The organism is Streptomyces sp. NBC_01478 (genome assembly GCF_036227225.1).
Classification (GTDB): domain Bacteria; phylum Actinomycetota; class Actinomycetes; order Streptomycetales; family Streptomycetaceae; genus Streptomyces.
Window position 1 is genome coordinate 6,062,975 of record NZ_CP109444.1, and the last position, 20,392, is coordinate 6,083,366.

Genomic DNA, 20,392 nt, shown 5'->3' on the forward strand with positions numbered 1-20,392 from the left:
GGGCCGGGTTCCCCGAATGTGTGAAACGCCCCCGAGAACCGGCCGAGGAAATGCACCACCGTAGACGCGCCCCCGGCCCCCGTTGGTTCCGTCTGGTTCCGTCCGCATCCTGGACGTCCGTCCTCATGCGTACGTGTTGTATCTATGCTGTTCGCATGTCGTCCCCGTCCCTCGTCGCCACCGGTTCCGCCTCCTCCGCCCCGTCGCCCGCCGTCAAGCAACCCCCCGCCGCCGACCGCGTCTACACCCACGTCAAACAGGGTGTCCTGGACCGGCGGTACGAAGGCGGAACCCTGCTCACCGAGGGCGAGTTGGCCGAGGCCGTCGGAGTGTCACGGACACCCGTGCGGGAGGCGCTGCTGCGCCTGGAGGTCGAGGGACTGATCAGGCTCTACCCGAAGAAGGGCGCCCTCGTCCTGCCCGTCTCCTCGCAGGAGATCGCGGACGTGGTGGAGACCCGGATGCTGGTCGAGCAGCACGCGGTCCGCAAGGTCGTACCGGCGTCACCGACCCTCATCGCGCGGCTCGAAGAACTCCTCGACCGGCAGCGGGAACAGGCCGCCGCGGGCGACCTGGCCGGCGCCGCCGTCACCGACCGCTGCTTCCACGCCGAGATCGTCCGCAGCGGCGGCAACGAGATCCTCTCCCGCCTCTACGACCAACTCCGCGACCGGCAACTGCGGATGGGCGTCGCCATCATGCACTCGCACCCCGACCGCATCGCCAAGACGCTCACCGAGCACGCGGCGATCCTGGACGCGCTGCGCACCGGCGACGCCGAGGCGGCGGCCGGGATCGTGCACCAGCACGTCGACTGGTTCTCCCACCTGGCTCGGGGCGAGGTCCGATGAGCAGCAGCAGCAGCGGCAGCAGCAGTTCCAGTTCCGCGCTGTCCCTGCCCGGTGATCCGCCCGGTGGCCGCCGCGCCCTCGCCGTGTGGGGCATCGGCGTCTCCGTCTACTTCGTCGCCGTCATCTTCCGTACGTCCCTGGGTGTCGCCGGCCTCGACGCGGCCGAGCGCTTCCACGTCAACGCCTCGGCCCTGTCGACGTTCTCGATCCTCCAACTCCTCGTCTACGCGGGCATGCAGATACCCGTCGGCCTGCTCGTCGACAGCCTCGGCACCAAGAAGGTGCTGACCATCGGGGTGGTGCTGTTCACCGCCGGCCAGCTCGGCTTCGCCTTCTCCCCCTCCTACGGCACCGCCCTCGCCTCCCGCGCACTGCTCGGCTGCGGCGACGCGATGACGTTCATCAGCGTGCTGCGGCTCGGCACCCGCTGGTTCCCGGCGCGGCGCGGGCCGATGGTCGCGCAGCTCGCGGGCCTCGCCGGAATGGCCGGAAATCTCGTCTCCACCCTGGTGATCGCCCGCCTGCTGCACGGCATCGGCTGGACGGCCGCCTTCGCGGGCAGCGCGCTCGCAGGGGTCGTAGTCCTCGTCCTGCTGCTGTTGTTCCTGAAGGACCACCCCGAGGGGCACGAACCGGAGCCGTTCCCGCACCGGGGCGCGGCCTACGTCCGCCGTCAGATCGCCGCCTCCTGGCGCGAACCGGGCACCCGCCTCGGCCTCTGGGTGCACTTCACCACCCAGTTCCCGGCGATGGTGTTCCTGCTCCTGTGGGGCCTGCCGTTCCTGGTCCAGGCGCAGGGCCTGTCCCGCGCCACCGCCGGCGAACTCCTCACCCTCGTCGTCCTGTCCAACATGCTGGTGGGCCTGGTCTACGGCCAGGTCGTCGCCCGGCACCACACGGCACGGCTGCCGCTCGCGCTGGGCACGATCGGCGCTACGGCCTTGATCTGGGCGGTCGTCCTCGTCTACCCCGGTGACCACACGCCGATGTGGCTGCTGATCGTGCTGTGCGCCGTGCTCGGCGCCTGCGGTCCCGCCTCGATGCTCGGCTTCGACTTCGCCCGCCCGGCCAACCCGCCGGAGCGTCAGGGCACCGCCTCCGGCATCACCAACATGGGTGGTTTCACGGCCTCGATGACGACCCTGTTCGCGGTCGGCGTCCTCCTCGACGCGACCGACGACAACTACTCGATCGCCTTCTCGGTGATCTTCCTGCTCCAGGCGATCGGCGTCAGCCAGATCCTCCGGCTGCGGAGCAGGGCGGCCCGCCGCGAGCGCGAACGGCTGGTGGCGAGCCGGGTGGAGACGGTCCACGTGCCCGCGTAGCCCCTGCCGGGGTGGAGCGGGTGCCTGGTGCCGGTGCGGCCCACACGCCCCGTCGACCCCACGCCCCTTCTCACACGAGTCTCACACGACTTTCTTACGCCGGTACGAGCGTGAGGTAGGCGATCCCCAACACGCCCCGGTAGCTCATCCACTGGGCCCGGTGCCGGTCGAGGCGCTCGCGGGTCTCGGCGGCCAGCGGATGGTCGCCGTGCCCGGCGAGCCACACCTCCGTGTCCGCCTGGTACCCCGCCTCGAACTCCTCCCACTCGTCCGCGTTCGCCGTCTCGACCCACTCGGGACGGAACCCGGCCGCCACGGCGAGGTCGACGAGCGTCGCCAGGTCGTAGTACTCGTCGGCACGCGCCTCGGGCCACATGCCGGACAGCTCGGCCGGAGTCGGCGGGCGCTGCCAGAAACCCTCGCCGAGCAGCACCCGTCCCCCGTCGGCGACGAGCTGCCGCAGTTCCCGCAGGGCTCCGGCGATGTGCCGGGGAGGCTCCTCGGGGCTGAGGGCATGGCTCGAGCTCAGACACAGGACCACATCGGCCGGCCCGCGCGTCGTCCCCACGGCCGACTCCTCGACGAACGCGACCCGCTCCGCGAGCCCCCGCGCCTCGGCATCGCGCCGCCCACGGGCCAGATCCCGCGCGTCCAGGTCGACTCCGGTACCCCGCGCCTCCGGTACGGCGGTCAGCAACCGGAGCATCAACTCGCCCCAGCCGCAGCCCAGATCGAGCACCGTCCGCGGCGCCGCACCCGCCAGCCGCCGTACGATCCGGGTCGCGCGCTCCTCGGAGAGGGGACCGTGGAAGGTGAGCCGGGTGAGGCGGGGCGGACCGTCGCCGGGCTCGGTGTTCTCGGCGTTCTCGGTGTTGTCGGTTCTGGTGGACGTCACGTCAGACATGCGGCGGAGGCTAGCGGCACACAGCCGATCACCGACAACGAATTTCCGCTCCCGGTGACTGACGTGGGCGGGTTACTTCGTGATCGCGAAGTTCCGCAGGATCGACGCCGACAGCTCCGGATCGCCGTCCGCCTTGACGCGGTCCGTCACCGCGTCGGGGGCGACCCGCCCGCAGGCCAGCCGGACGTACGTCTCCCAGTCGAGGATCAGGGTCGCGGCGGGGCCGAGCGCGGGGGCCGTCTCCAGGGTGCCGCGGCCCTGGATGTCGACGCGGATCGTACGGAGGAACTCGATCGGGCCGTGCACGTCGAAGACGACCGCCGAACTGCGCGGGGCGCCCGCGTCGTCGGCGACGACCTTCGGGAGTGCGTCGAGCAGCACGTCACGGGCGATGTGCGCGCCGGGTGAGTCGAGGTTTCCGGGGCGGCCGAGGGCGGTGCGCAGGTCCTGCTCGTGCACCCAGATGTTGAACGCGTGGGTGCGCATGGACTCTTCGAGCGTGACCTCGGTGCTGACGTGGCCGCGGACCGTCCGGCCGGGCTCCCGCGACTCGTTGCGCAGTTGCCGGTTGCGGCGGATGATCGTGTACTCCAGCTCCGACGTCATCTCCGGCGCCGTGTGGTGACGTCGTACGTCGACCTGCATCTCCATGTACCGCTGGTGCTCGTTGGTGACGTGGTAGAGGTCGCGCGGGAGGGTGTGGATGGGGCGCGGGTCGCCGAGCATCTCGGTGTCCAGCCCGATGACATGGGAGACCACGTCGCGCACCGACCAGCCGGGGCACGGCGTTCGCCGGTTCCACTCTCCCTCCGCGAGCGGGGTCACCAGCTCTGATATCGCTTCGATGGAGTGGGTCCAGGCGTCGGCGTAGGGCTGGAGAGTGGGATGCAGACTCACGGAACGGGACCCCTCGGCGGTCGGTACAGGTCGGGTGGCGGGCGGCGTTGCCAGCGGGAGGTGGCTGTCGGCGGGTGTCTTGGAACGCTAAGTTACGCTGCTGTGAGGCACCCCGGCAGTGCTTTCGTGTGACGATCGTAGGCCCGTGTGAACGGCTCGAATGCCAGGACGGTGGTAGTGTGCGCGCCTCTCTCCTTCAGATCGCCGTAGAAGAGGACGAATCGGTCGAATCTCGCCGGGGTCGCGTGGCCTCGCTCGTCCGCGAGCAGGCCGGTGCCGATCTCGTCGTCCTGCCGGAGCTGTGGACCACCGGTGCGTTCGCCTACGAGCGGTTCGCCGAGGAGGCCGAGCCGCTCGAAGGGCCGACCTACGAGGCGATGGCCAAGGCGGCGAGCGACGCGGGCGTGTGGCTGCACGCGGGCTCGATCCCCGAACGAGACCCTGACGGCCCCCTCTACAACACGTCCCTCGTCTTCTCCCCCTCCGGTGAACTGGCCGCCGCCTACCGCAAGATCCACCGCTTCGGCTTCGACAAGGGCGAGGCCGTGCTGATGGGCGCGGGCGGCGAACTGGTGACGGTCCGTCTGCCCGGGACGACTCTCGGTCTTGCCACCTGCTACGACCTCCGTTTCCCCGAACTCTTCCGCGGCCTCGTCGACGCCGGCGCCGAGACCCTCGTCCTCTCCGCGGGCTGGCCCGAACGCCGCCGCTCCCACTGGACCCTCCTCGCCCAGGCCCGCGCGGTCGAGAACCAGTCGTTCGTCCTCGCATGCGGAACGGCCGGTACGCATGCCGGAGTTCCCCAGGCCGGTCACTCGATCGTGGTCGACCCCTGGGGCGAGGTCCTCGCGGAGGCGGGCGCGGGGGAGGAGATCCTCACGGTGGACTTCGACCCGGGGAAGGTGGCGGTGACCCGGGACCAGTTCCCGGCGCTGAAGGACCGGGTGCTGGGGCTGGAGCGTCCAGGGCGGGCGCGGTGAGCGGCAGAACCAGGCGCGCCCTGGCCGCACTCGAACGCGCCTTCCTGGCCCTGGACCGGGGCATGGGCGGAGGGAACCCCCCGCCCGCAGTCCTGGCGTTCGCCGCCCGGCACCCGGCGGGCTGCGCCACGGTCGTCGCGCCGCTCGTCGCGATACTCCTCGGCGACTCCTCGGTGCGCCGGACGGTCCTCGTCGGCACGTGCGCGTGGCTGCTGTTCTGGGCGATCCTGCGCCTCGAACGCCGCCGCCAGGCCCACTACGACCGCATCGGCTACGACACCGTGCCAGGCGGCTCCTGGGCGTCCGCCCGTCCCCGCAGAGTGCTTGCCACGATGCTCGTCGCCTGGGTCCCCCTGACGGTGTTCATCTGGCTCGTGGGCAGGACGCAAGACGACCCCTACGGCTGGCAGGCCAGCGCGGTGTTCGGCGCGCTGGCCGTCGTAGGCGGTTACGTCGGGGGCCGTATGAAGGAACGCAGCCGGGCCCGCACTCGCGCAGCCGCCGATCAGGAAGTGCGCTAGGACAGGTCCTAGTCCTCCCGCTCCTTCTCCGCCAGGTGGATCACGCAGACCGCCACCGCGATCAGCAGCGCCGCGTCCGCGTCCTCCCGGACGATGTCGACGCCGTACGTCTCCCGGATGTGCAGCCAGCGCCGGGAGATCTGGGCGAGGAGTTCGCCGTCGTAGTCGACGCCGAACTCGCGGTCCAGGATCTTGCCGCTGACGTCGAGTTCGGTGCCGTCGACGAGGGACACCCGGTAGTGGTTGCGCAGCAGGGAGAACCGCTTGCGCCTGATGGTCGCCAGGGGCTCACCGTCCCGTTCGATGACCATCGTGTCGCGCAGGGCGAGCATCTTCTTGTGGATGTCGATGAGCACGCGCCCGTGCGTGTCCTTCAGCTCGAAGGTGTCCCTGATGCGCATGGCCTTGCCGTCGACCAGGAACACCTTGTTGCCGTGCTGGTCCTCGATCCAGTAATCCTCACCGAAGCCGAGGATCCGATCGCGTACGAGGAATCTCATGACATTACGGCTTCCCCGGCAGCCGGTCCGAAACGCCGCCGATAGGCCGACGGGCTCAATCCGGTCTCGCGGCGCAGCCGCACCCGCAGGTTCGCGCCGGTCCCGAGACCACACCGCTCGGCCACCACGTCCAGCCGTTCCTCCCCGCGCTCGATCAGCCGGCACGCCAGCGCCACCCGCTCCCCGGTCAGCCACGCGAGCGGCGTCGTCCCGAGCTGCGCCCGGAAGCGCCGGTGCAGGGTCGCGGGGGAGACGGCCGCGCGGGCGGCCAGCCCGGCCACCGTCAACGGCTCCCCCAGCCGCTCCTGCGCCCACGCGAGCAGCGGCGCCAGCGACTCGTCGGGCACATCGGGCAACGGCCGCTCCACGAACTGGCGTTGCCCGCCGTCCCGGTGGGCCGCGAAGACGAGCCTCCTGGACACCGCGTTGGCGATCTCGGCACCGTGGTCCCGCCGTACGACATGCAGCCCGAGGTCGAGCGCGGCGGCGCTGCCGGCGGCGGTGAGGATGTCCCCGTCGTCCACGAAGAGGACGTCCGGTTCGAGCCGCACGCGCGGGTGCAGGGCGCGGAAACGGTCGGCCCACATCCAGTGGGTGGTGGCCCGGCGCCCGTCCAGCAGCCCGGCCTCGGCGAGCGCGAAGCTCCCGGTGCACAGGCTCATGACACGGGCCCCGCGCGCGTGGGTGCGCCGGATCGCGTCGAGAACGGCCACCCCGCGCGGTACGACGTTGTCGGGCCGGCCCGGCACGACGAGGGTGTCCGCCGAGTCCACCGCGTCGAGACCGTGCGCTCCGGTGAGGGTGAAGAACCCGTGGTTCATCCGCACCTCACGCGCGGGCGTGCACACCAGGACCTCGTACAGCGGCCCGGGAAGCCCCAGTTCGGGCCGCGGCAGCCCGAACAGCTCGGTGGCGACACCGACCTCGAAGGGGTTGGTGCCCTCGTCGACGATGACGGCGACGCGATGCGGACGGACGGGAGGACGCTGAGAGGATCCTTGCGGCATGTGCGATTCCTAGCACTCGTACGGCGGGTACGACACCCCGCACGCTGACCTCATGGAACCCATCGCACCCCTCTCCCTCGCCACCGCGCTCGCCTCCTTCACCGACCGCTGGAGCCCCCGCATCGTCACCACCGTCAACGACTACGACGTACGCGTCGCCAAGGTCGAGGGCGAACACCTCTGGCACACCCACGACCACACCGACGAGTTCTTCCTGGTCCTGGACGGCGAACTGCACATCGCGCTCCGCGAGCCGGCGGGGGAGCGCACGGTCGTCCTCCCCAAGGGCTCCGTCTTCACGGTCCCGCGCGGCACGGAACACAAGCCCTACGCCCCGGTCCCCACCGAGATCCTGCTCCTCGAACCGACGGGCACGCTCACGGTCGGCGACCACCACGAGGCCGTACCGGACCATGTCGATGCGACGACCGGGCACGCGCTGGCGTGACTGTCAGTGGCCGGTGGCACTCTTGATCCATGACCGACGCATCCTCGCCCCGCACCTCCCGACGCGCCCGCGTCCGCGCTCCCCAGCTCACCGGCAGGGGCGGCTGGCTGAACACGGGTGACAAGCAGTACACCCTCGCCGACCTGCGGGGACGCATCGTCATCCTGGACTTCTGGACCTTCTGTTGCATCAACTGCCTGCATGTCCTGGACGAACTGCGGGAGCTGGAGGAGAAGCACCGGGACACGGTGGTGATCATCGGGGTGCACTCGCCGAAGTTCGCGCACGAGGCCGAGCATCAGGCGGTCGTGGACGCGGTCGAGCGGTACGGCGTCGAGCATCCGGTGCTGGACGACCCGGAGTTGGCGACCTGGAAGCAGTACGCCGTGCGCGCGTGGCCGACGCTCGTCGTGATCGACCCCGAGGGGTACGTCGTCGCGCAGCACGCGGGCGAGGGGCACGCGCACGCCATCGAGCGGCTGGTGACGGAGCTGGAGACCGAGCACGCGGCGAAGGGGACGCTCCGGCGCGGGGACGGCCCGTATGTGGCACCGGAGCCCGAGCCCACCGTGCTGCGCTTTCCCGGCAAGGCGATCGCCCTCCCCGGCGGCACCTTCCTGGTCAGCGACACCACCCGGCATCAACTCGTCGAGCTGGCGGCGGACGGGGAGAGCGTCGTACGGCGGATCGGTTCCGGGGCGCGCGGGTTCGGTGACGGGACTGCCGACTACGCCACCTTCAACGAACCGCAGGGGCTCGCCCTCGGCGCGGACGGGTCCGTCGTCGTCGCCGACACGGTGAACCACGCGCTGCGCCGCCTCGACCTCACCACCGGCGCCGTCACGACCCTCGCCGGTACGGGCCGTCAGTGGATGCAGGGCGAGCCCACCTCGGGCCCCGCCCGCGAGGTCAGCCTCTCCTCCCCCTGGGACGTGGCCCGGTGGCAGGGCAGGCTCTGGATCGCCATGGCCGGTGTGCATCAACTCTGGGCCTACGACCCCGCCGACAACACCGTCGCCGTCACCGCCGGCACCACGAACGAGGGGCTCGTCGACGGGCCCGGCGCCGAGGCCTGGTTCGCGCAGCCGTCCGGGCTCGCCGCGACCGCCGACCGGCTGTGGCTGGCCGACTCCGAGACGTCCGCCGTGCGCTGGGTGGACCTCGACGGGGCCGTCCACACCGCCGTCGGCACCGGACTCTTCGACTTCGGGCACCGTGACGGAGCGGCCGAACAGGCGTTGCTCCAGCACCCGTTGGGCGTCACCGCGCTCCCGGACGGCTCGGTGGCGATCAGCGACACGTACAACCACGCGCTGCGCCGCTACGACCCCGCGACCGGCGAAGTCACCACGCTGGCCACGGACTTGAAGGAGCCGAGCGATGCCGTCCTGGTCGGTGACGAGATCCTGGTCGTCGAGTCGGCCCGGCACCGGCTGACCCGGCTGCGCCTGCCGGAGGAGGCGGTCCGGGTCGAGTCCGTGGCCCATCGCACCCAGCGCGCGGCCACCGAAGTCGCCCCCGGCGAGCTGAAGTTGGACGTCATCTTCCAGGCGCCGCCCGGGCAGAAGCTCGACACCCTCCCCCACGCTCGAACAGACTCGCGCGGGGGCGCCCCCATCGGCCCCTCGACCCGGCTCCTCGTCTCCGCCACCCCGCCCGAGCTGCTCGTCGCCGGCGAGGGCGCGGGCACGGACCTGAACCGCACCCTGACCCTCAACGCGGCTGTCGCGGAAGGCGTGTTGCACGTCTCCGCGATGGCCGCGTCCTGCGACGACGATCCGTCTGGGGGCACCTCCCGGTCGAAGACTGGGGGAGAGTACCCCGCCTGCCACGTCCACCAGCAGGACTGGGGCGTCCCGGTCCGCGTCACCGAGGGCGGGGCGGACCGTCTCCCCCTCGTTCTGGCGGGCATGGACGACCGCGACGGCCGGGACGACCAGGACAACCAGGACGCCTGAAACGGGGGATCGGCGGGGCTCGGTAACGACCGGGCGCCGGGGCCTGTCCGACGTTCCCGTCCGTCCCGCGACGCCCCGCACACTCGCCCGCCACGCGAGAGCCCGCACCTACGGCGACACGAGCCGCTGCCCCCATGCGATGCCGGGGCTGCGCGTGGTCTGGGCGGCAAGCGGGATCCACCGGTGTGACGGACCTGTCCGGCGGATCATGTCGCAGACGCGAGATGTGGCACGCACTCCCCTTGCCTTCAGGGCGGGGGAGACGCGCCTCGCGCTGCCGCCCGGCGGCGGGCCGCGAGCGGATCGGGCGCCGGACGCCCAACCAGGAGCGATCAGAATGGCCAGAGCGGAGGTGTCGTCGGTCGCCGACAACTCCCCCACGCTCGAACGACCTCGCGCGGGGACCCCGTCGCGTCACCCATGGCGTCACCCGTGGCGTCACCCGTGGCGTCACCCACGGCGCCGGCCGCTGATGCCGACGTCTCCTCCGCCGTGCAGAGCCGCACGCACCACGTCCCGCTCACCGGCGCCCGTCGGACACCGCCGACCTCCCGCGCCCTGACCTGCCGGAGGCGCTACCGCCGACGCGCCCGCGGTGCCAGCTTGTACACCGCCATGCCCGCCGCGACCAGCGTCGTCGCCGCCACCATCATCGCCATGCTGTTCAGCCACAGGCCCGTCGCGGCCAGGGTGGCTCCACCGGCGCCGGTTGTGCCGGCGCCGACAACTCTTCCGTACATAAACGTTTCTCCTTGGGGGCGTGAAGTGGTGTGAGGGGTGGGCTAGGTGGCCACCCACTTCTCCTCGCTGCGGCGGACCAGGCCCCACAGGGAGGTGAAGTAGACGGCGTGCTGGAAGAGGTCGTAGAGCATCTCGGGGATCATCAGCGCGGCGACCAGGACCGCGACGGGGCCGGCGCGGCGGACGGAGACGGTCTTCTCGACCACGAAGATCAGGCCGATCGCGGTCCAGAACGGGGAGAGGCCGGGCCAGCCGTACAGCGTGGTGTACGTGGCCATGAAGGTCAGGTAGACCAGGAACGACAGCGCGCCGAAGCCCATCAGGAACTGCTGGAGGAAGTAGCGGGCGGTGACCTTGGTCCAGCCGTAGTCGCGGAGGTTCTCCAGGGCGCCGCGCTGCCAGCGCAGGCGTTGGTGCCAGAGTTTGGGGAGGCTGGTCATGACCTCGGTGGTGACCGCGCAGCCCGCCGGGGACATGGCGCGGTAGCCGAGGGTCTTGACCGCCTTGGTCATCTCGTCGTCCTCGGTGAGCGAGGCGAGGCTGTAGTAGCCGTCGCCGCCGCCGATCAGGCCCGAGAGCCGGGCGTCCCGCACCTCGCGCAGGACGCGGGCGCGGAACATGGTGCCGGTGCCGGTGAGGACCTGGGCCTTGCCGCCGGTGCGGTCCAGCTCCCATGCGTAGCGCTGGAACTCCATGCGCTGGAGCAGACCGAGGAGTCCGCCGCCCCGCTCGCCGTAGAAGACTCCGCCGACGGCGCCGACCTTGCGGTTGAAGGTGGCCGTCGCGGTCTCGCTGAACCAGGGGTTGAGGACGGTGTCGGCGTCCTGGACGAGGAGGAGGTCGCGTTCGTCGAGGTGGGGCAGGACCCAGTCGATGGCCTGGTTGAGGGCGCCGGCCTTCTTGTGGGTGTTGCCCCGGGTGGCGAAGATGTCCGCGCCGTGCGAGGCGGCGACTTCGGCCGTGTCGTCGGTGCAGTTGTCGGTGACGACGACGATCAGGTCGGGTTTGCGGGTTTGCCGCCACAAGCCCTCGATCGCGGCGCCGATGCGGTCCGCTTCGTTGTGGGCCGGTATGAGCACCACCAGCCGTGGTTCGAGCACGGCAGCAGCTCCCCCCCCGCGACGATCGTGAGACGGGCCCGGGGCTGCCTCTCCCCGGGCCCTCAACTGCACGAAGTCTTCACGAGGTTCACACAACCGCACAATGCGCCCCGCGTCACGGATTGCTCACGGTTGGCTGTGTATGTCCTGTGCGGGCGATTCGGTGCGTGTGTGGGATACGCCCACCTATCCACCGTCGAAGGTGTGGATCGGGAGCCGTACCAGGCGTACGAGCCGTATCAGCCGCGGTAGCCGCGCGTCTCGTCGTCCTCGACGACGGTCGTCTGACCCGGTATCACCACGCGCCTGCGCCGGGCCATGCTGCTGAACGTCAAGACGCCGATCAGCCCGACGACCATGAGGATCACGCCGACCAGGTCGAGGTTGACCCCCTGCATGTGCCAGTCGGTCGCGAACGTCAGAATCGCGCCGACGGCGATGAGGATGATGCATCCGCCCAGGCCCATGAGTGTCGCCTCCCTGTCCGATCCGGTCCGGTCGGCCCGGTCCGCCACCGGGTACCCGGGGAGGCAACACCCATGCGTCAAAGGGGAGTTGGCTAACCCTCCAGGAACGCCAGCAACGCGTTGGCCAGCAGGAACGGGTCGCGGTCGCCGCAGAGTTCGCGGGCGCTGTGCATCGAGAGGATCGCCACGCCGATGTCCACGGTCTTGATGCCGTGCCGGGCCGCGGTGATCGGGCCGATCGTCGTGCCGCAGGGCATGGAGTTGTTGGAGACGAAGGTCTGGAAGGGCACGCCGGCCTTCTCGCAGGCGGCGGTGAACACCGCGCGGCCCGAACCGTCCGTGGCGTAGCGGTTGTTGACGTTGACCTTGAGGATCGGGCCGCCGTTGACGCGCGGGTGGTGCGTCGGGTCGTGCCGCTCCGCGTAGTTCGGGTGCACCGCGTGACCTGTGTCGGAGGACAGGCAGACGGTCCCGGCGAAGGCGCGGGCCCGGTCCTCGTACGAGCCGCCGCGCGCGAACACCGACCGCTCCAGGATCCCGCCGAGCAGCGGCCCGTCCGCGCCGGTGTCGGACTGCGAGCCGTTCTCCTCGTGGTCGAAACCGGCCAGCACGGGGATGTACGGCAGGTCCTCGCGGGCCGCGGCGGAGGCGAGCGCGGCGGCGCCGGAGTGCAGGGACAGCAGGTTGTCCATGCGCGGAGCGGCGACCAGCTCCTGGTCACGGCCCAGATAGGCGGGTGCCTCCACGGAGTGGGTCATCAGGTCCCAGCCGGTGACCTCGCCCGGCGCGAGCCCCGTCTCCTCCTCCAGGAAGGCGATCAGGTCGCCGTCGCGGACGTCGTCGCCCAGGCCCCAGATCGGCTGGAGGTGCCGCTGCTTGTCCAGCTTGAGCCCGTCCGCCGACACGGAACGGTCCAGGTGGATGGCGAGTTGGGGCACTCTGAGCAGCGGCCGGTCCACGTTCACCAGCCGCGTCGAACCGTCCCGGAGGCTCAGCCGCCCGGCGAGACCGAGGTCCCGGTCGAGCCAGGAGTTGAGCAGCGGCCCGCCGTAGATCTCGACGGCGACCTGGCGCCAGCCGTGCCCGCCGGTGTCGGGGCGCGGCTTGACCCGCAGGTTCGGGGAGTCGGTGTGCGCGCCGATGATGCGGAAGGGGGTGTGGGGGGCCGCACCCTCGGGGACGTACCAGGCCACGATCGCGCCACCGCGCAGCACGTACTTGCCGCCGGTCGTCCCCTCCCAGGCGTCCGTCTCGGCGACCTGCCTGAATCCGGCCTTCTCCAGGCGCTCGGCGGTGTTCGCCACGGCGTGGTACGGCGTGGGGCTCGCCGCCAGGAAGGACATCAGATCGTCGGTGTGGCCGCGGTCGAAGCGGGAGGGTGCGCTCATGGGGTTCACCTTAACGACGTACGAGGGCCCGCTCCCGGGGGTGGGAGCGGGCCCTCACAAGGGCGATGTGGGGTTTCGCGAAGCTGTACCGGTGTTGTCCTGGAACGTGTCGGGGACTTGTCTAGAAGGCTGCCTCGTCCAGTTCCATCAGGTCCAGTTCTACGCCCTCGGCGACCTTGCGGGCCAGGGTCACGCCCGGCAGAACGTTGCCCGCGAAGAACTTCGCGGCCGCGATCTTGCCGGTGTAGAAGGCCACGTCCTTGGCGGACACCGCCTTGGTGGAGGCGGCCTCCAGCTTCTCGGTGGCGATCGCGGCACCCTTGAGGAGCAGGTAGCCGACGACCACGTCACCGGAGGCGAGCAGCAGGCGGGTGGTGTTGAGGCCCACCTTGTAGATGTTCTTGACGTCCTGCTCGGTCGCCGCGAGGTCGGTCAGCATCAGGCCGACGATGGCCTCCAGCTCGACGGCCGCCTTGGCGAGGTGTTCACGGGCACCGGCCAGGTCCTCGCCGCCCGTCCCCAGCGCGAGGAACTTCTTGATGTCCTCGGCGAGGGAGTTGAGGGCCGCGCCCTGGTTGCGGACGATCTTCCGGAAGAAGAAGTCCTGGCCCTGGATCGCGGTCGTGCCCTCGTACAGGGTGTCGATCTTGGCGTCCCGGATGTACTGCTCGATCGGGTACTCCTGGAGGAACCCGGAGCCGCCGAAGGTCTGCAGCGACTGCGCGAGCTGCTCGTAGCCCTTCTCGGAGCCGTAGCCCTTGACGATCGGCAGGAGGAGGTCGTTGAGCGCGTGCTCGGTGGACGCGTCCTCGCCCTCGGACTCCTTGACGGCGATCGCGTCCTGGACCGACGCGGTGTACAGCACGAGAGCGCGCATGCCCTCGGCGTACGCCTTCTGCGTGATCAGCGAGCGGCGCACGTCCGGGTGGTGCGTGATGGTGACCTTGGGCGCGGCCTTGTCCATGAACTGCGCGAGGTCGGGACCCTGGACGCGCTCCTTGGCGTACTCCAGGGCGTTGAGGTAGCCGGTCGACAGCGTGGAGATCGCCTTCGTGCCGACCATCATGCGAGCGAACTCGATGATCCGGAACATCTGGCGGATGCCGTCGTGCTTGTCGCCGATCAGCCAGCCCTTGGCGGGGTGGCGGTCGCCGAAGGTCATCTCGCAGGTGTTGGACGCCTTGAGGCCCATCTTGTGCTCGACGTTGGTGGCGTAGACGCCGTTGCGCTCGCCCAGCTCGCCGGTCTCGACGTCGAAGAGGAACTTCGGCACGAGGAAGAGGGAGAGCCCCTTGGTGCCCGGGCCGTGGCCCTCCGGCCGCGCCAGCACGTAGTGGAGGATGTTCTCCTCCATGTCGTGCTCACCGGACGTGATGAAGCGCTTGACGCCCTCGATGTGCCAGGAGCCGTCGTCCTGCTGGATGGCCTTGGTACGGCCCGCGCCGACATCGGAACCCGCGTCGGGCTCGGTCAGCACCATGGTCGAGCCCCAGGTCCGCTCCACCGCGAGCTGCGCGATCTTCTTCTGTACGTCGTTGCCCTCGTCGTAGAGGATCCCGGCGAAGGCCGGGCCGGAGCAGTACATCCACACGGCCGGGTTCGCGCCGAGGATCAGCTCCGCGTACGACCAGATCAGGGACGGGGGAGCCGTCGTACCGCCGATGGCCTCGGGCAGGCCCAGCCGCCAGTACTCCGAGTCCATGAAGGCCTTGTAGCTCTTCTTGAAGGAGGCGGGCACCGGCGCGGTGTTCGTCTCCGGGTCGAAGACCGGCGGGTTGCGGTCGGCGTCGGCGAAGGACTCCGCGAGCTCGTTCTCCGCGAGCCGGGTCAGCTCCTCCAGGACGCTCTTGGCCGTGTCCGTGTCCATCTCCGCGAACGGACCGGTGCCGTACAGCTTGTCGCGCCCGAGGACCTCGAAGAGGTTGAACTCGATGTCGCGGAGATTCGACTTGTAGTGCCCCATGGCGACGACTCCGTAGAAAGATCCGTAGAAAGATGTGCAACGAGACTTGTACTAAGCAGTAGCTACGATGATGCTACCCGTCGGTAATAAGACGCAACCCCAAGCCGTCCATCTGTGACTCAGTACTCTTGCGGGCATGTACGGCTACGACCAGAACGTGGGCGCTCAGCAGGGGTACGTCCCGCCCCAGCAGCAGATGGCCGGTGGCGTGGGCGGCTACGGCCAGCAGCCACCGCTCTACCCCGAGCCGTCCCCGCCCTCGCTGGCGGACGCGGTGCGTGCGTTCACCACCGGGCAGATGGCCGCGGAGGACTTCCAGCAGGTCTTCGCGACGTCCAAGGTGTACTGCCCGCGCGGCGACAACCCGGGCTTCCTCGCGCTCCACAACACCCAGCAGCCGGTGATCCCGATGTTCACCTCGCTGAAGGAACTGCGCCGCTACGCCGGCAAGGAGTCCAAGTACTTCGTCATCACCGGCGCCGAGGTCATCGACCTGCTGCCGACGGGGTACGGCTTCGTCGTCGACATGGAGGGCGAGCACCGGATGGTGTTCGACGCGAAGGCGGTCGAGCAGATGGTGGAGTTCGCGATGCGCAGGATGTACGGCTGAGCAGCGCCGTGGCTCGGTGACCCGGCGACTCGGTGGCCTAGTCGCTGAAGTGCGGAGCGCGATCCGACGAGAAGTCGGCGGTGTGTCCGGCGCCGTGGGGGTGCGCCCCGGGTGGCTGGAAGTGTGCGGGTCCGTCAGAGAACGGACGCGGCACACTGACGGGGGCCCGCATGGCGGCGACACGGAACGTACTGATCACAGGCGGCTCGGCGGGGATCGGGCAGGCGTGCGTGCGGCGGTTCGCGCGCGGGGGTGACCATGTCTGGTTCACGTACCACTCGGGGCGGGAGCGGGCGGCTCGGCTGGTGGCGGAGTTGTCGGGGTCGGGGGGACGCTCCGAGGAGTTGGCGGGACCGGCGGAATGGGCGGGACCACGGGGACAGGCGGGATCGGCCGGACCATGGGGGCAGGCTGGTCTGGCGGGATCGGGTGGATCGGCGGGACTGAGGGGACCGGGAGGATCTCCGGGCGGCCCGGCGGAGCCGGCGGAGCCGGCGGAACCGACGGGATCGGCGCGATCTGCGGGGCCGGGAGGCCGGGGAGGACCGTCGGAGTCTGAGGGCCTGAGGGGCTCTGCGGGCCCGACGGGATCGGTGGGCCCGACGGGATCGGTGGGCCCTGCGGGACCGGCGGACGGCTGCCGCTACGCGCCGCGGGCCTTCGAGTTCCGGCAGGGTGAGTGGCCCGATCATGAGCGCCTGGTCGCGGAACTGCCGGGACCGGTCGACGTCCTGATCAACAACGCGGCGGTCGGCTCGAAGACGGTCGAGCAGTACGTCCCCGGTCCCGGCCACGCCCAGGACGCCGCGTTCCTCCAGATCAACGCCGTGGGACCGCTCTGGCTCAGTGAACAACTGCTGCCGGGCATGCGGGCACGCGGCCGGGGCACGATCGTCAACGTCGCCAGTGTCGGCGGGGGCGTCGCGCAGTTCCCGGGTTTCCGCGTCGCGGACGGCATGAGCAAGGCGGCCCTCGCGTATCTCACCCGCCACCTGGCCGCGGAACTGGTCCACGACCCCGTCGACGTCATCGCGATCTGCCCCGGCGCCGTGGACACCCCCATGTTCGAGGCCAGCACCCTCGCGGGCCTCACCCCGTCCCGCCGCGCCGCCCTCGAATCCACCCTGCCCGGCGGCCGGTTGATCCACCCCGAGGAGATAGCGGAACTGGTGTGGTGGCTGGCCGGCCCGGGCGCGGGGCTGCTGCACGGGGCGGTGATCGACGCGTCGATGGGGTTGGGGGTGCGGCCGGGGTTGCTCGGCGGGGTGGTGGAAGGGGCGGGGGTGGAGAGGTGATGCCAGGGGGCGTTGTCGAAGGGGTGCGTTTCCGTGCCGGAGGCGGAGCGACGATCCCGGGCATCCGTCGGGCCGCCGGCTTCCTCGCCGGTTCGTCCGCCGTCGCGGAGCCGCGTGTCCATGCCGAGGCCCCCGGAGCCACCCCGTGACCCCGCCCTCCCGCCAGGCCGCCCGCCTCGTCTCCGGTTCGCCCGCCATCGCCGAGGCCCACTTCCGCGCCGAGGCACTGCCCTACCACCCCAGCCTGCGCCCCGACGGGTGGCTCAATCTCGGTACCGCCGAGAACCGGCTCGTGCAGGACCTGCACGGCGAGCTGCCGCCACCGCCCCTGACGGCGCGCGAGACCCGTTACGCGCCCCTGTACGGCACCCCGGAGCTGCGCGAGCACATCGCACGGCATCTCGGCTCCATGGGCGGTCGGCCCGTCGACCCCGAGGACCTGGTCGTGGTGGCGGGGGCGACCGCGGCCCTCGACGTGGCCGCCACCGCGCTGTGCGACCCGGGTGAGGCGATCGTCGTGCCCACGCCCTGCTACGGCGCCCTCGACACCGACCTCGGCGGCCGTTCCGGTGCTCGGCTGCTGCTCGCCCCGCCGGACGCGGCGGACGGCCACGGTCTCGCCGTAGGGTCCGTGGACCGGACGCTCGCCGAGGCCCGGCGGGACGGCGTGGACGTACGGGCCATCGCGCTGGCGTCGCCCGCGAATCCGACCGGAGCGGTCCATCCGGCCGTGGAACTGCGGGAGTTGGCCGCGGTGGCGGCCCATCACGGCGTGGACGTCGTCGCCGACGAGATCTACGCGGGGTCGGTGTTCGGGCCGCTGCCCTTCACCGCGCTGCGAACGGTCGCCCCCGACCCCGCCCGCGTCCACACCGTGTGGGGTTTCGCCAAGGACTTCGGGCTGCCCGGTCTCAAGGCGGGTGTGCTGCACACCACCGACCCGGAGATCCGGGACGCGGCCCGCGCCCTCGCCTACTTCGCGCCCGTCTCCACCCACACCCAGGCCCACCTCACCCGGCTGCTGGCCGACCCCGCGCGCGTGCACGCCTTCCTCGTCGAGAACCGGCGCCGCCTCGCCACCTCGTACACCCGGGCCGCCGCGCTCCTGGACGGCTTCGGCATCCCGTACGCCCCCGCGCAGGCCGGCTGCTCGGTCTGGGCCGACCTGGCCGCCTGGCTGCCCCGCCCCGGCTTCGCCGGAGAACGCGCGCTCTGGCACGAGATCCTCGACCGCACCCACGTCAGCATCCTGCCCGGCGAGGCCTTCCACGCCCCCCGCCCCGGCTGGTTCCGCATCTGCCACTCACTCGACGCGGCCCTGGTGGAGGAGGCCCTGGCCCGGCTCGGCCACCTCCTCAACCCGAACGGAACACCCCGTGCGTCCCATGCCCCCCGCGCACCGCACGCACCGCACCTACCGCACGCACTCCGTGTGCCCCACGACGACGACACGGGATGCCGCGCGATCGCACCCGCAGGGCCGGCTCGACCCAGCCGTGGTGACGGAGGCCCTGGTGAAGAAGCCCGCGCTTCGACCGGGCCGGCTGCTCGGACCACACCCACGGGACCCGCCCGACGCAGCCCTCACCCGGAAGGGAGCACCCCGTGACGCCGTCCGACACCCCCCGACCGCACCCGCCCGGCCCCCTCGACCGCTGGTACGAGCAGGCGGGCGTCCGTACCGGAGTGCGCCGGATGTTCCACGAGGAGACCGAGCGCGGCAAGGTCTTCTTCCCGGTCGCCCTGGTGCCGTACGCCGGACATGACGCCGTACGGGAACTGCCGCCCGAGCGGCTGCGGGAGCTGACCGTGCGGCACCTCTACCAGTTCCTGCTGTCGACGACCCACCTGGAGACCCGGGTCGTCAACACGGCCGCCGAAGCCGTGGCCAACGGCCGTACCGGACTCGACCTGCCCGCCGCCCTGCGCCCGGACGCCTTCAAGGTCTACTGCGACGAGGGCTACCACGCCCTCTACAGCCTCGACCTCGCCGACCAGATCGCCGCCGTGACCGGCATCGCGATACCCGACCAGGACTACGGCGGCTTCGTCGACCGGCTGCGCGGCTCGGCGCACCGCGCGCTGCCCGGCGCGCCCGCGCTCGCCGGACTCCTTCAGGCGGTGGTGTTCGAGACGCTGATCACGGCCGTGCTCAACGAGGTGCCGGGCGACGAGTCCGTCGTCCGCGTGGTGCGCGACCTGCTGCGCGACCACGCCCGGGACGAGGGCCGCCACCACCGTTTCTTCTCCGCCCTCTTCCGCGAGGCGTGGACCCACCTCTCCGCCGCCGACCGCGCCGCCGCCGCACACGCCCTGCCCGAGCTGATCCGCACCGCCCTGACCTGGGACCTCGCCCCCGTCCGCGGCTCCCTGCGGTTGGCCGGCCTCGACCCGGACACCGCGCGCCGGGTCGCCGCCGACTGCTGCGCGGCCGGCCCCGACCCGCGCCGCCTGAACGAGACCGCCCGCTCGACGCTACGGCTCTGCGCGGCCGTCGGCGTCTTCGAACTCCCGGGCGCCCGCGAGCACTTCGCCGCCCACGGCCTCGGCGACGGCCACGGCTCCGGCGACGACGGCCACGAGGAGACCCCGTGAACCCGACCACCACGAGCCTCACCTACGGCACGTATCTGCGGCTGCCGCAGCTCCTCGGCCAGCAGGTGCCGCAGGCCGCCGCCGCGCACGACGAGCATCTGTTCATCACCGTGCACCAGGTCCACGAACTCTGGTTCAAGCAGCTCCTCGTCGAGCTCACCGACGCCCGCGACCGGATGCTGGCGGGCGAGAACGCCGTAGCGGTACGACGACTGAGCCGCTGCCACGAGATCGAGCGGGAGCTGCTCGGCACGCTGGAGCTGCTGGACACCATGGCGCCGGGCGACTTCCGGGAGTTCCGCGGCGCGCTGGGCACGGCCAGCGGCGGGCAGTCGGCCCAGTTCCACGAGATCGAGGCGCTCTCGGCGCACCGGGACCCCGCCCGCCGGGACCGCCCCCGCCGGATGCGCTGGCTCACCGGCACCGAGCGGGCCCGCCTGGACCGCCGCCTGCTGGAACCGACCCTGTGGGACGGCTTCCTCGCGGCGCTGGCGGGCCTCCCGGGTCCGGGCCGGGCCGCGGCCTTCCGCGGCGAGGGCCCCCTCGGCGAGCTCGCGGACGCCCTGCTCGGCCACGACGAGGGGTGGGCGCGGTGGCGGGCCCGGCACGTCCGCGTCGTGGAGCGGCAGCTCGGCGGGGAGCGCGGTACGGCGGGCAGTTCGGGTGCCGCGTATCTGCGGGGCCGTACCGGGGAACGGTTCTTCCCCCGGCTGTGGGAGGCTCGGGGCGCCGTGCTGTGAGCCCCTGATGTGTCCGCTGTGTGTGTCCGCCGTGCGGGCGGGTCGGGCGGGAGCCCGGAGGGAATGTCCTCCGGGCTTCTTCTGTTGTGGGGTAGCAGAAAG

21 protein-coding genes and 1 pseudogene are annotated in these 20,392 nt (G+C 71.4%); 13 read left to right on the plus strand and 9 right to left on the minus strand.

From position 1 onward, the window contains the following. Positions 1-155: 155 nt before the first annotated feature. Positions 156-851, plus strand: a complete 696-nt coding sequence (locus tag OG223_RS27410; RefSeq protein WP_329253939.1) for a GntR family transcriptional regulator — start codon at positions 156-158, stop codon at positions 849-851. Beyond that, positions 848-2,176 (plus strand): MFS transporter, encoded by a 1,329-nt coding sequence (locus OG223_RS27415; protein ID WP_329253942.1) that lies wholly within the window; start codon positions 848-850, stop codon positions 2,174-2,176. Before OG223_RS27410 ends, OG223_RS27415 begins: the two co-directional genes overlap by 4 nt. A 94-nt stretch (positions 2,177-2,270) precedes the next feature. Here the strand turns inward: OG223_RS27415 and OG223_RS27420 are convergent, their stop codons facing one another. After that, positions 2,271-3,080 (minus strand): SAM-dependent methyltransferase, encoded by an 810-nt coding sequence (locus tag OG223_RS27420; protein ID WP_329253945.1) that lies wholly within the window; start codon positions 3,078-3,080, stop codon positions 2,271-2,273. Positions 3,081-3,152: 72 nt separating this feature from the next. Then, positions 3,153-3,977 carry a maleylpyruvate isomerase family mycothiol-dependent enzyme gene (locus OG223_RS27425; protein WP_329253948.1) on the minus strand — a complete coding sequence of 275 codons (825 nt, stop codon included), beginning with the start codon at positions 3,975-3,977 and terminating at the stop codon, positions 3,153-3,155. Positions 3,978-4,156: 179 nt separating this feature from the next. On the opposite strand from OG223_RS27425, the gene OG223_RS27430 reads away from it, so the two are divergent. After that, complete coding sequence (locus OG223_RS27430) at positions 4,157-4,957, plus strand: carbon-nitrogen family hydrolase (protein ID WP_329253951.1); 801 nt, start codon at positions 4,157-4,159, stop codon at positions 4,955-4,957. Continuing rightward, positions 4,954-5,478 carry a hypothetical protein gene (locus OG223_RS27435; protein ID WP_329253954.1) on the plus strand — a complete coding sequence of 175 codons (525 nt, stop codon included), beginning with the start codon at positions 4,954-4,956 and terminating at the stop codon, positions 5,476-5,478. The genes OG223_RS27430 and OG223_RS27435 overlap by 4 nt, the downstream gene beginning before the upstream one ends. 8 nt (positions 5,479-5,486) lie before the next feature. Here the strand turns inward: OG223_RS27435 and OG223_RS27440 are convergent, their stop codons facing one another. Both OG223_RS27440 and OG223_RS27445 read right to left on the minus strand, forming a co-directional pair. Then, on the minus strand, positions 5,487-5,978 hold the full coding sequence (locus OG223_RS27440; protein WP_200712920.1) for an LURP-one-related/scramblase family protein: 492 nt from the start codon (positions 5,976-5,978) through the stop codon (positions 5,487-5,489). Beyond that, complete coding sequence (locus tag OG223_RS27445) at positions 5,975-6,985, minus strand: GlxA family transcriptional regulator (protein WP_329253958.1); 1,011 nt, start codon at positions 6,983-6,985, stop codon at positions 5,975-5,977. The genes OG223_RS27440 and OG223_RS27445 overlap by 4 nt, the downstream gene beginning before the upstream one ends. Before the next feature lie 52 nt (positions 6,986-7,037). Here OG223_RS27445 and OG223_RS27450 point away from each other — a divergent pair, with 52 nt between their 5' ends. Then, positions 7,038-7,433: a cupin domain-containing protein gene (locus OG223_RS27450; RefSeq protein WP_329253962.1), complete on the plus strand. Its 396-nt coding sequence runs from the start codon at positions 7,038-7,040 to the stop codon at positions 7,431-7,433. 29 nt (positions 7,434-7,462) lie between these two features. Continuing rightward, positions 7,463-9,391 carry a thioredoxin-like domain-containing protein gene (locus OG223_RS27455; RefSeq protein ID WP_329253965.1) on the plus strand — a complete coding sequence of 643 codons (1,929 nt, stop codon included), beginning with the start codon at positions 7,463-7,465 and terminating at the stop codon, positions 9,389-9,391. Positions 9,392-9,966: 575 nt separating this feature from the next. Here the strand turns inward: OG223_RS27455 and OG223_RS27460 are convergent. From OG223_RS27460 to OG223_RS27480, 5 genes are all read right to left on the minus strand, one after another. Beyond that, complete coding sequence (locus OG223_RS27460) at positions 9,967-10,131, minus strand: hypothetical protein (protein ID WP_200712931.1); 165 nt, start codon at positions 10,129-10,131, stop codon at positions 9,967-9,969. A gap of 42 nt (positions 10,132-10,173) precedes the next feature. Continuing rightward, positions 10,174-11,232 carry a glycosyltransferase family 2 protein gene (locus OG223_RS27465; protein ID WP_329253968.1) on the minus strand — a complete coding sequence of 353 codons (1,059 nt, stop codon included), beginning with the start codon at positions 11,230-11,232 and terminating at the stop codon, positions 10,174-10,176. A 239-nt stretch (positions 11,233-11,471) separates the two neighbouring features. Next, positions 11,472-11,699 carry a DUF6458 family protein gene (locus tag OG223_RS27470; RefSeq protein ID WP_329253971.1) on the minus strand — a complete coding sequence of 76 codons (228 nt, stop codon included), beginning with the start codon at positions 11,697-11,699 and terminating at the stop codon, positions 11,472-11,474. Positions 11,700-11,791: 92 nt separating this feature from the next. Then, positions 11,792-13,087 (minus strand): M18 family aminopeptidase, encoded by a 1,296-nt coding sequence (locus OG223_RS27475; protein ID WP_329253974.1) that lies wholly within the window; start codon positions 13,085-13,087, stop codon positions 11,792-11,794. A gap of 121 nt (positions 13,088-13,208) precedes the next feature. Then, positions 13,209-15,050: an acyl-CoA dehydrogenase gene (locus tag OG223_RS27480; protein WP_329253976.1), complete on the minus strand. Its 1,842-nt coding sequence runs from the start codon at positions 15,048-15,050 to the stop codon at positions 13,209-13,211. 136 nt (positions 15,051-15,186) lie between these two features. Between OG223_RS27480 and OG223_RS27485 the strand changes: the two genes are divergently transcribed. From OG223_RS27485 to OG223_RS27515, 7 genes and pseudogenes are all read left to right on the plus strand, one after another. After that, positions 15,187-15,660: an SseB family protein gene (locus tag OG223_RS27485; protein WP_019073480.1), complete on the plus strand. Its 474-nt coding sequence runs from the start codon at positions 15,187-15,189 to the stop codon at positions 15,658-15,660. Between the two features lie 170 nt (positions 15,661-15,830). Then, positions 15,831-15,974 (plus strand): annotated as a pseudogene (locus OG223_RS27490) (SDR family NAD(P)-dependent oxidoreductase); the annotation flags it as partial. Between the two features lie 297 nt (positions 15,975-16,271). Beyond that, complete coding sequence (locus OG223_RS27495) at positions 16,272-16,955, plus strand: SDR family oxidoreductase (RefSeq protein WP_329265503.1); 684 nt, start codon at positions 16,272-16,274, stop codon at positions 16,953-16,955. Next, positions 16,955-17,104 (plus strand): hypothetical protein, encoded by a 150-nt coding sequence (locus tag OG223_RS27500; protein WP_329253979.1) that lies wholly within the window; start codon positions 16,955-16,957, stop codon positions 17,102-17,104. Before OG223_RS27495 ends, OG223_RS27500 begins: the two co-directional genes overlap by 1 nt. Further along, entirely contained in the window at positions 17,101-18,564 is a 1,464-nt protein-coding gene (locus tag OG223_RS27505) for an aminotransferase class I/II-fold pyridoxal phosphate-dependent enzyme (protein WP_329253982.1), read from the plus strand. The genes OG223_RS27500 and OG223_RS27505 overlap by 4 nt, the downstream gene beginning before the upstream one ends. Then, complete coding sequence (locus OG223_RS27510) at positions 18,561-19,550, plus strand: diiron oxygenase (RefSeq protein WP_329253985.1); 990 nt, start codon at positions 18,561-18,563, stop codon at positions 19,548-19,550. The genes OG223_RS27505 and OG223_RS27510 overlap by 4 nt, the downstream gene beginning before the upstream one ends. Continuing rightward, complete coding sequence (locus OG223_RS27515) at positions 19,547-20,290, plus strand: tryptophan 2,3-dioxygenase family protein (protein ID WP_329253988.1); 744 nt, start codon at positions 19,547-19,549, stop codon at positions 20,288-20,290. The genes OG223_RS27510 and OG223_RS27515 overlap by 4 nt, the downstream gene beginning before the upstream one ends. Positions 20,291-20,392: the final 102 nt, after the last annotated feature.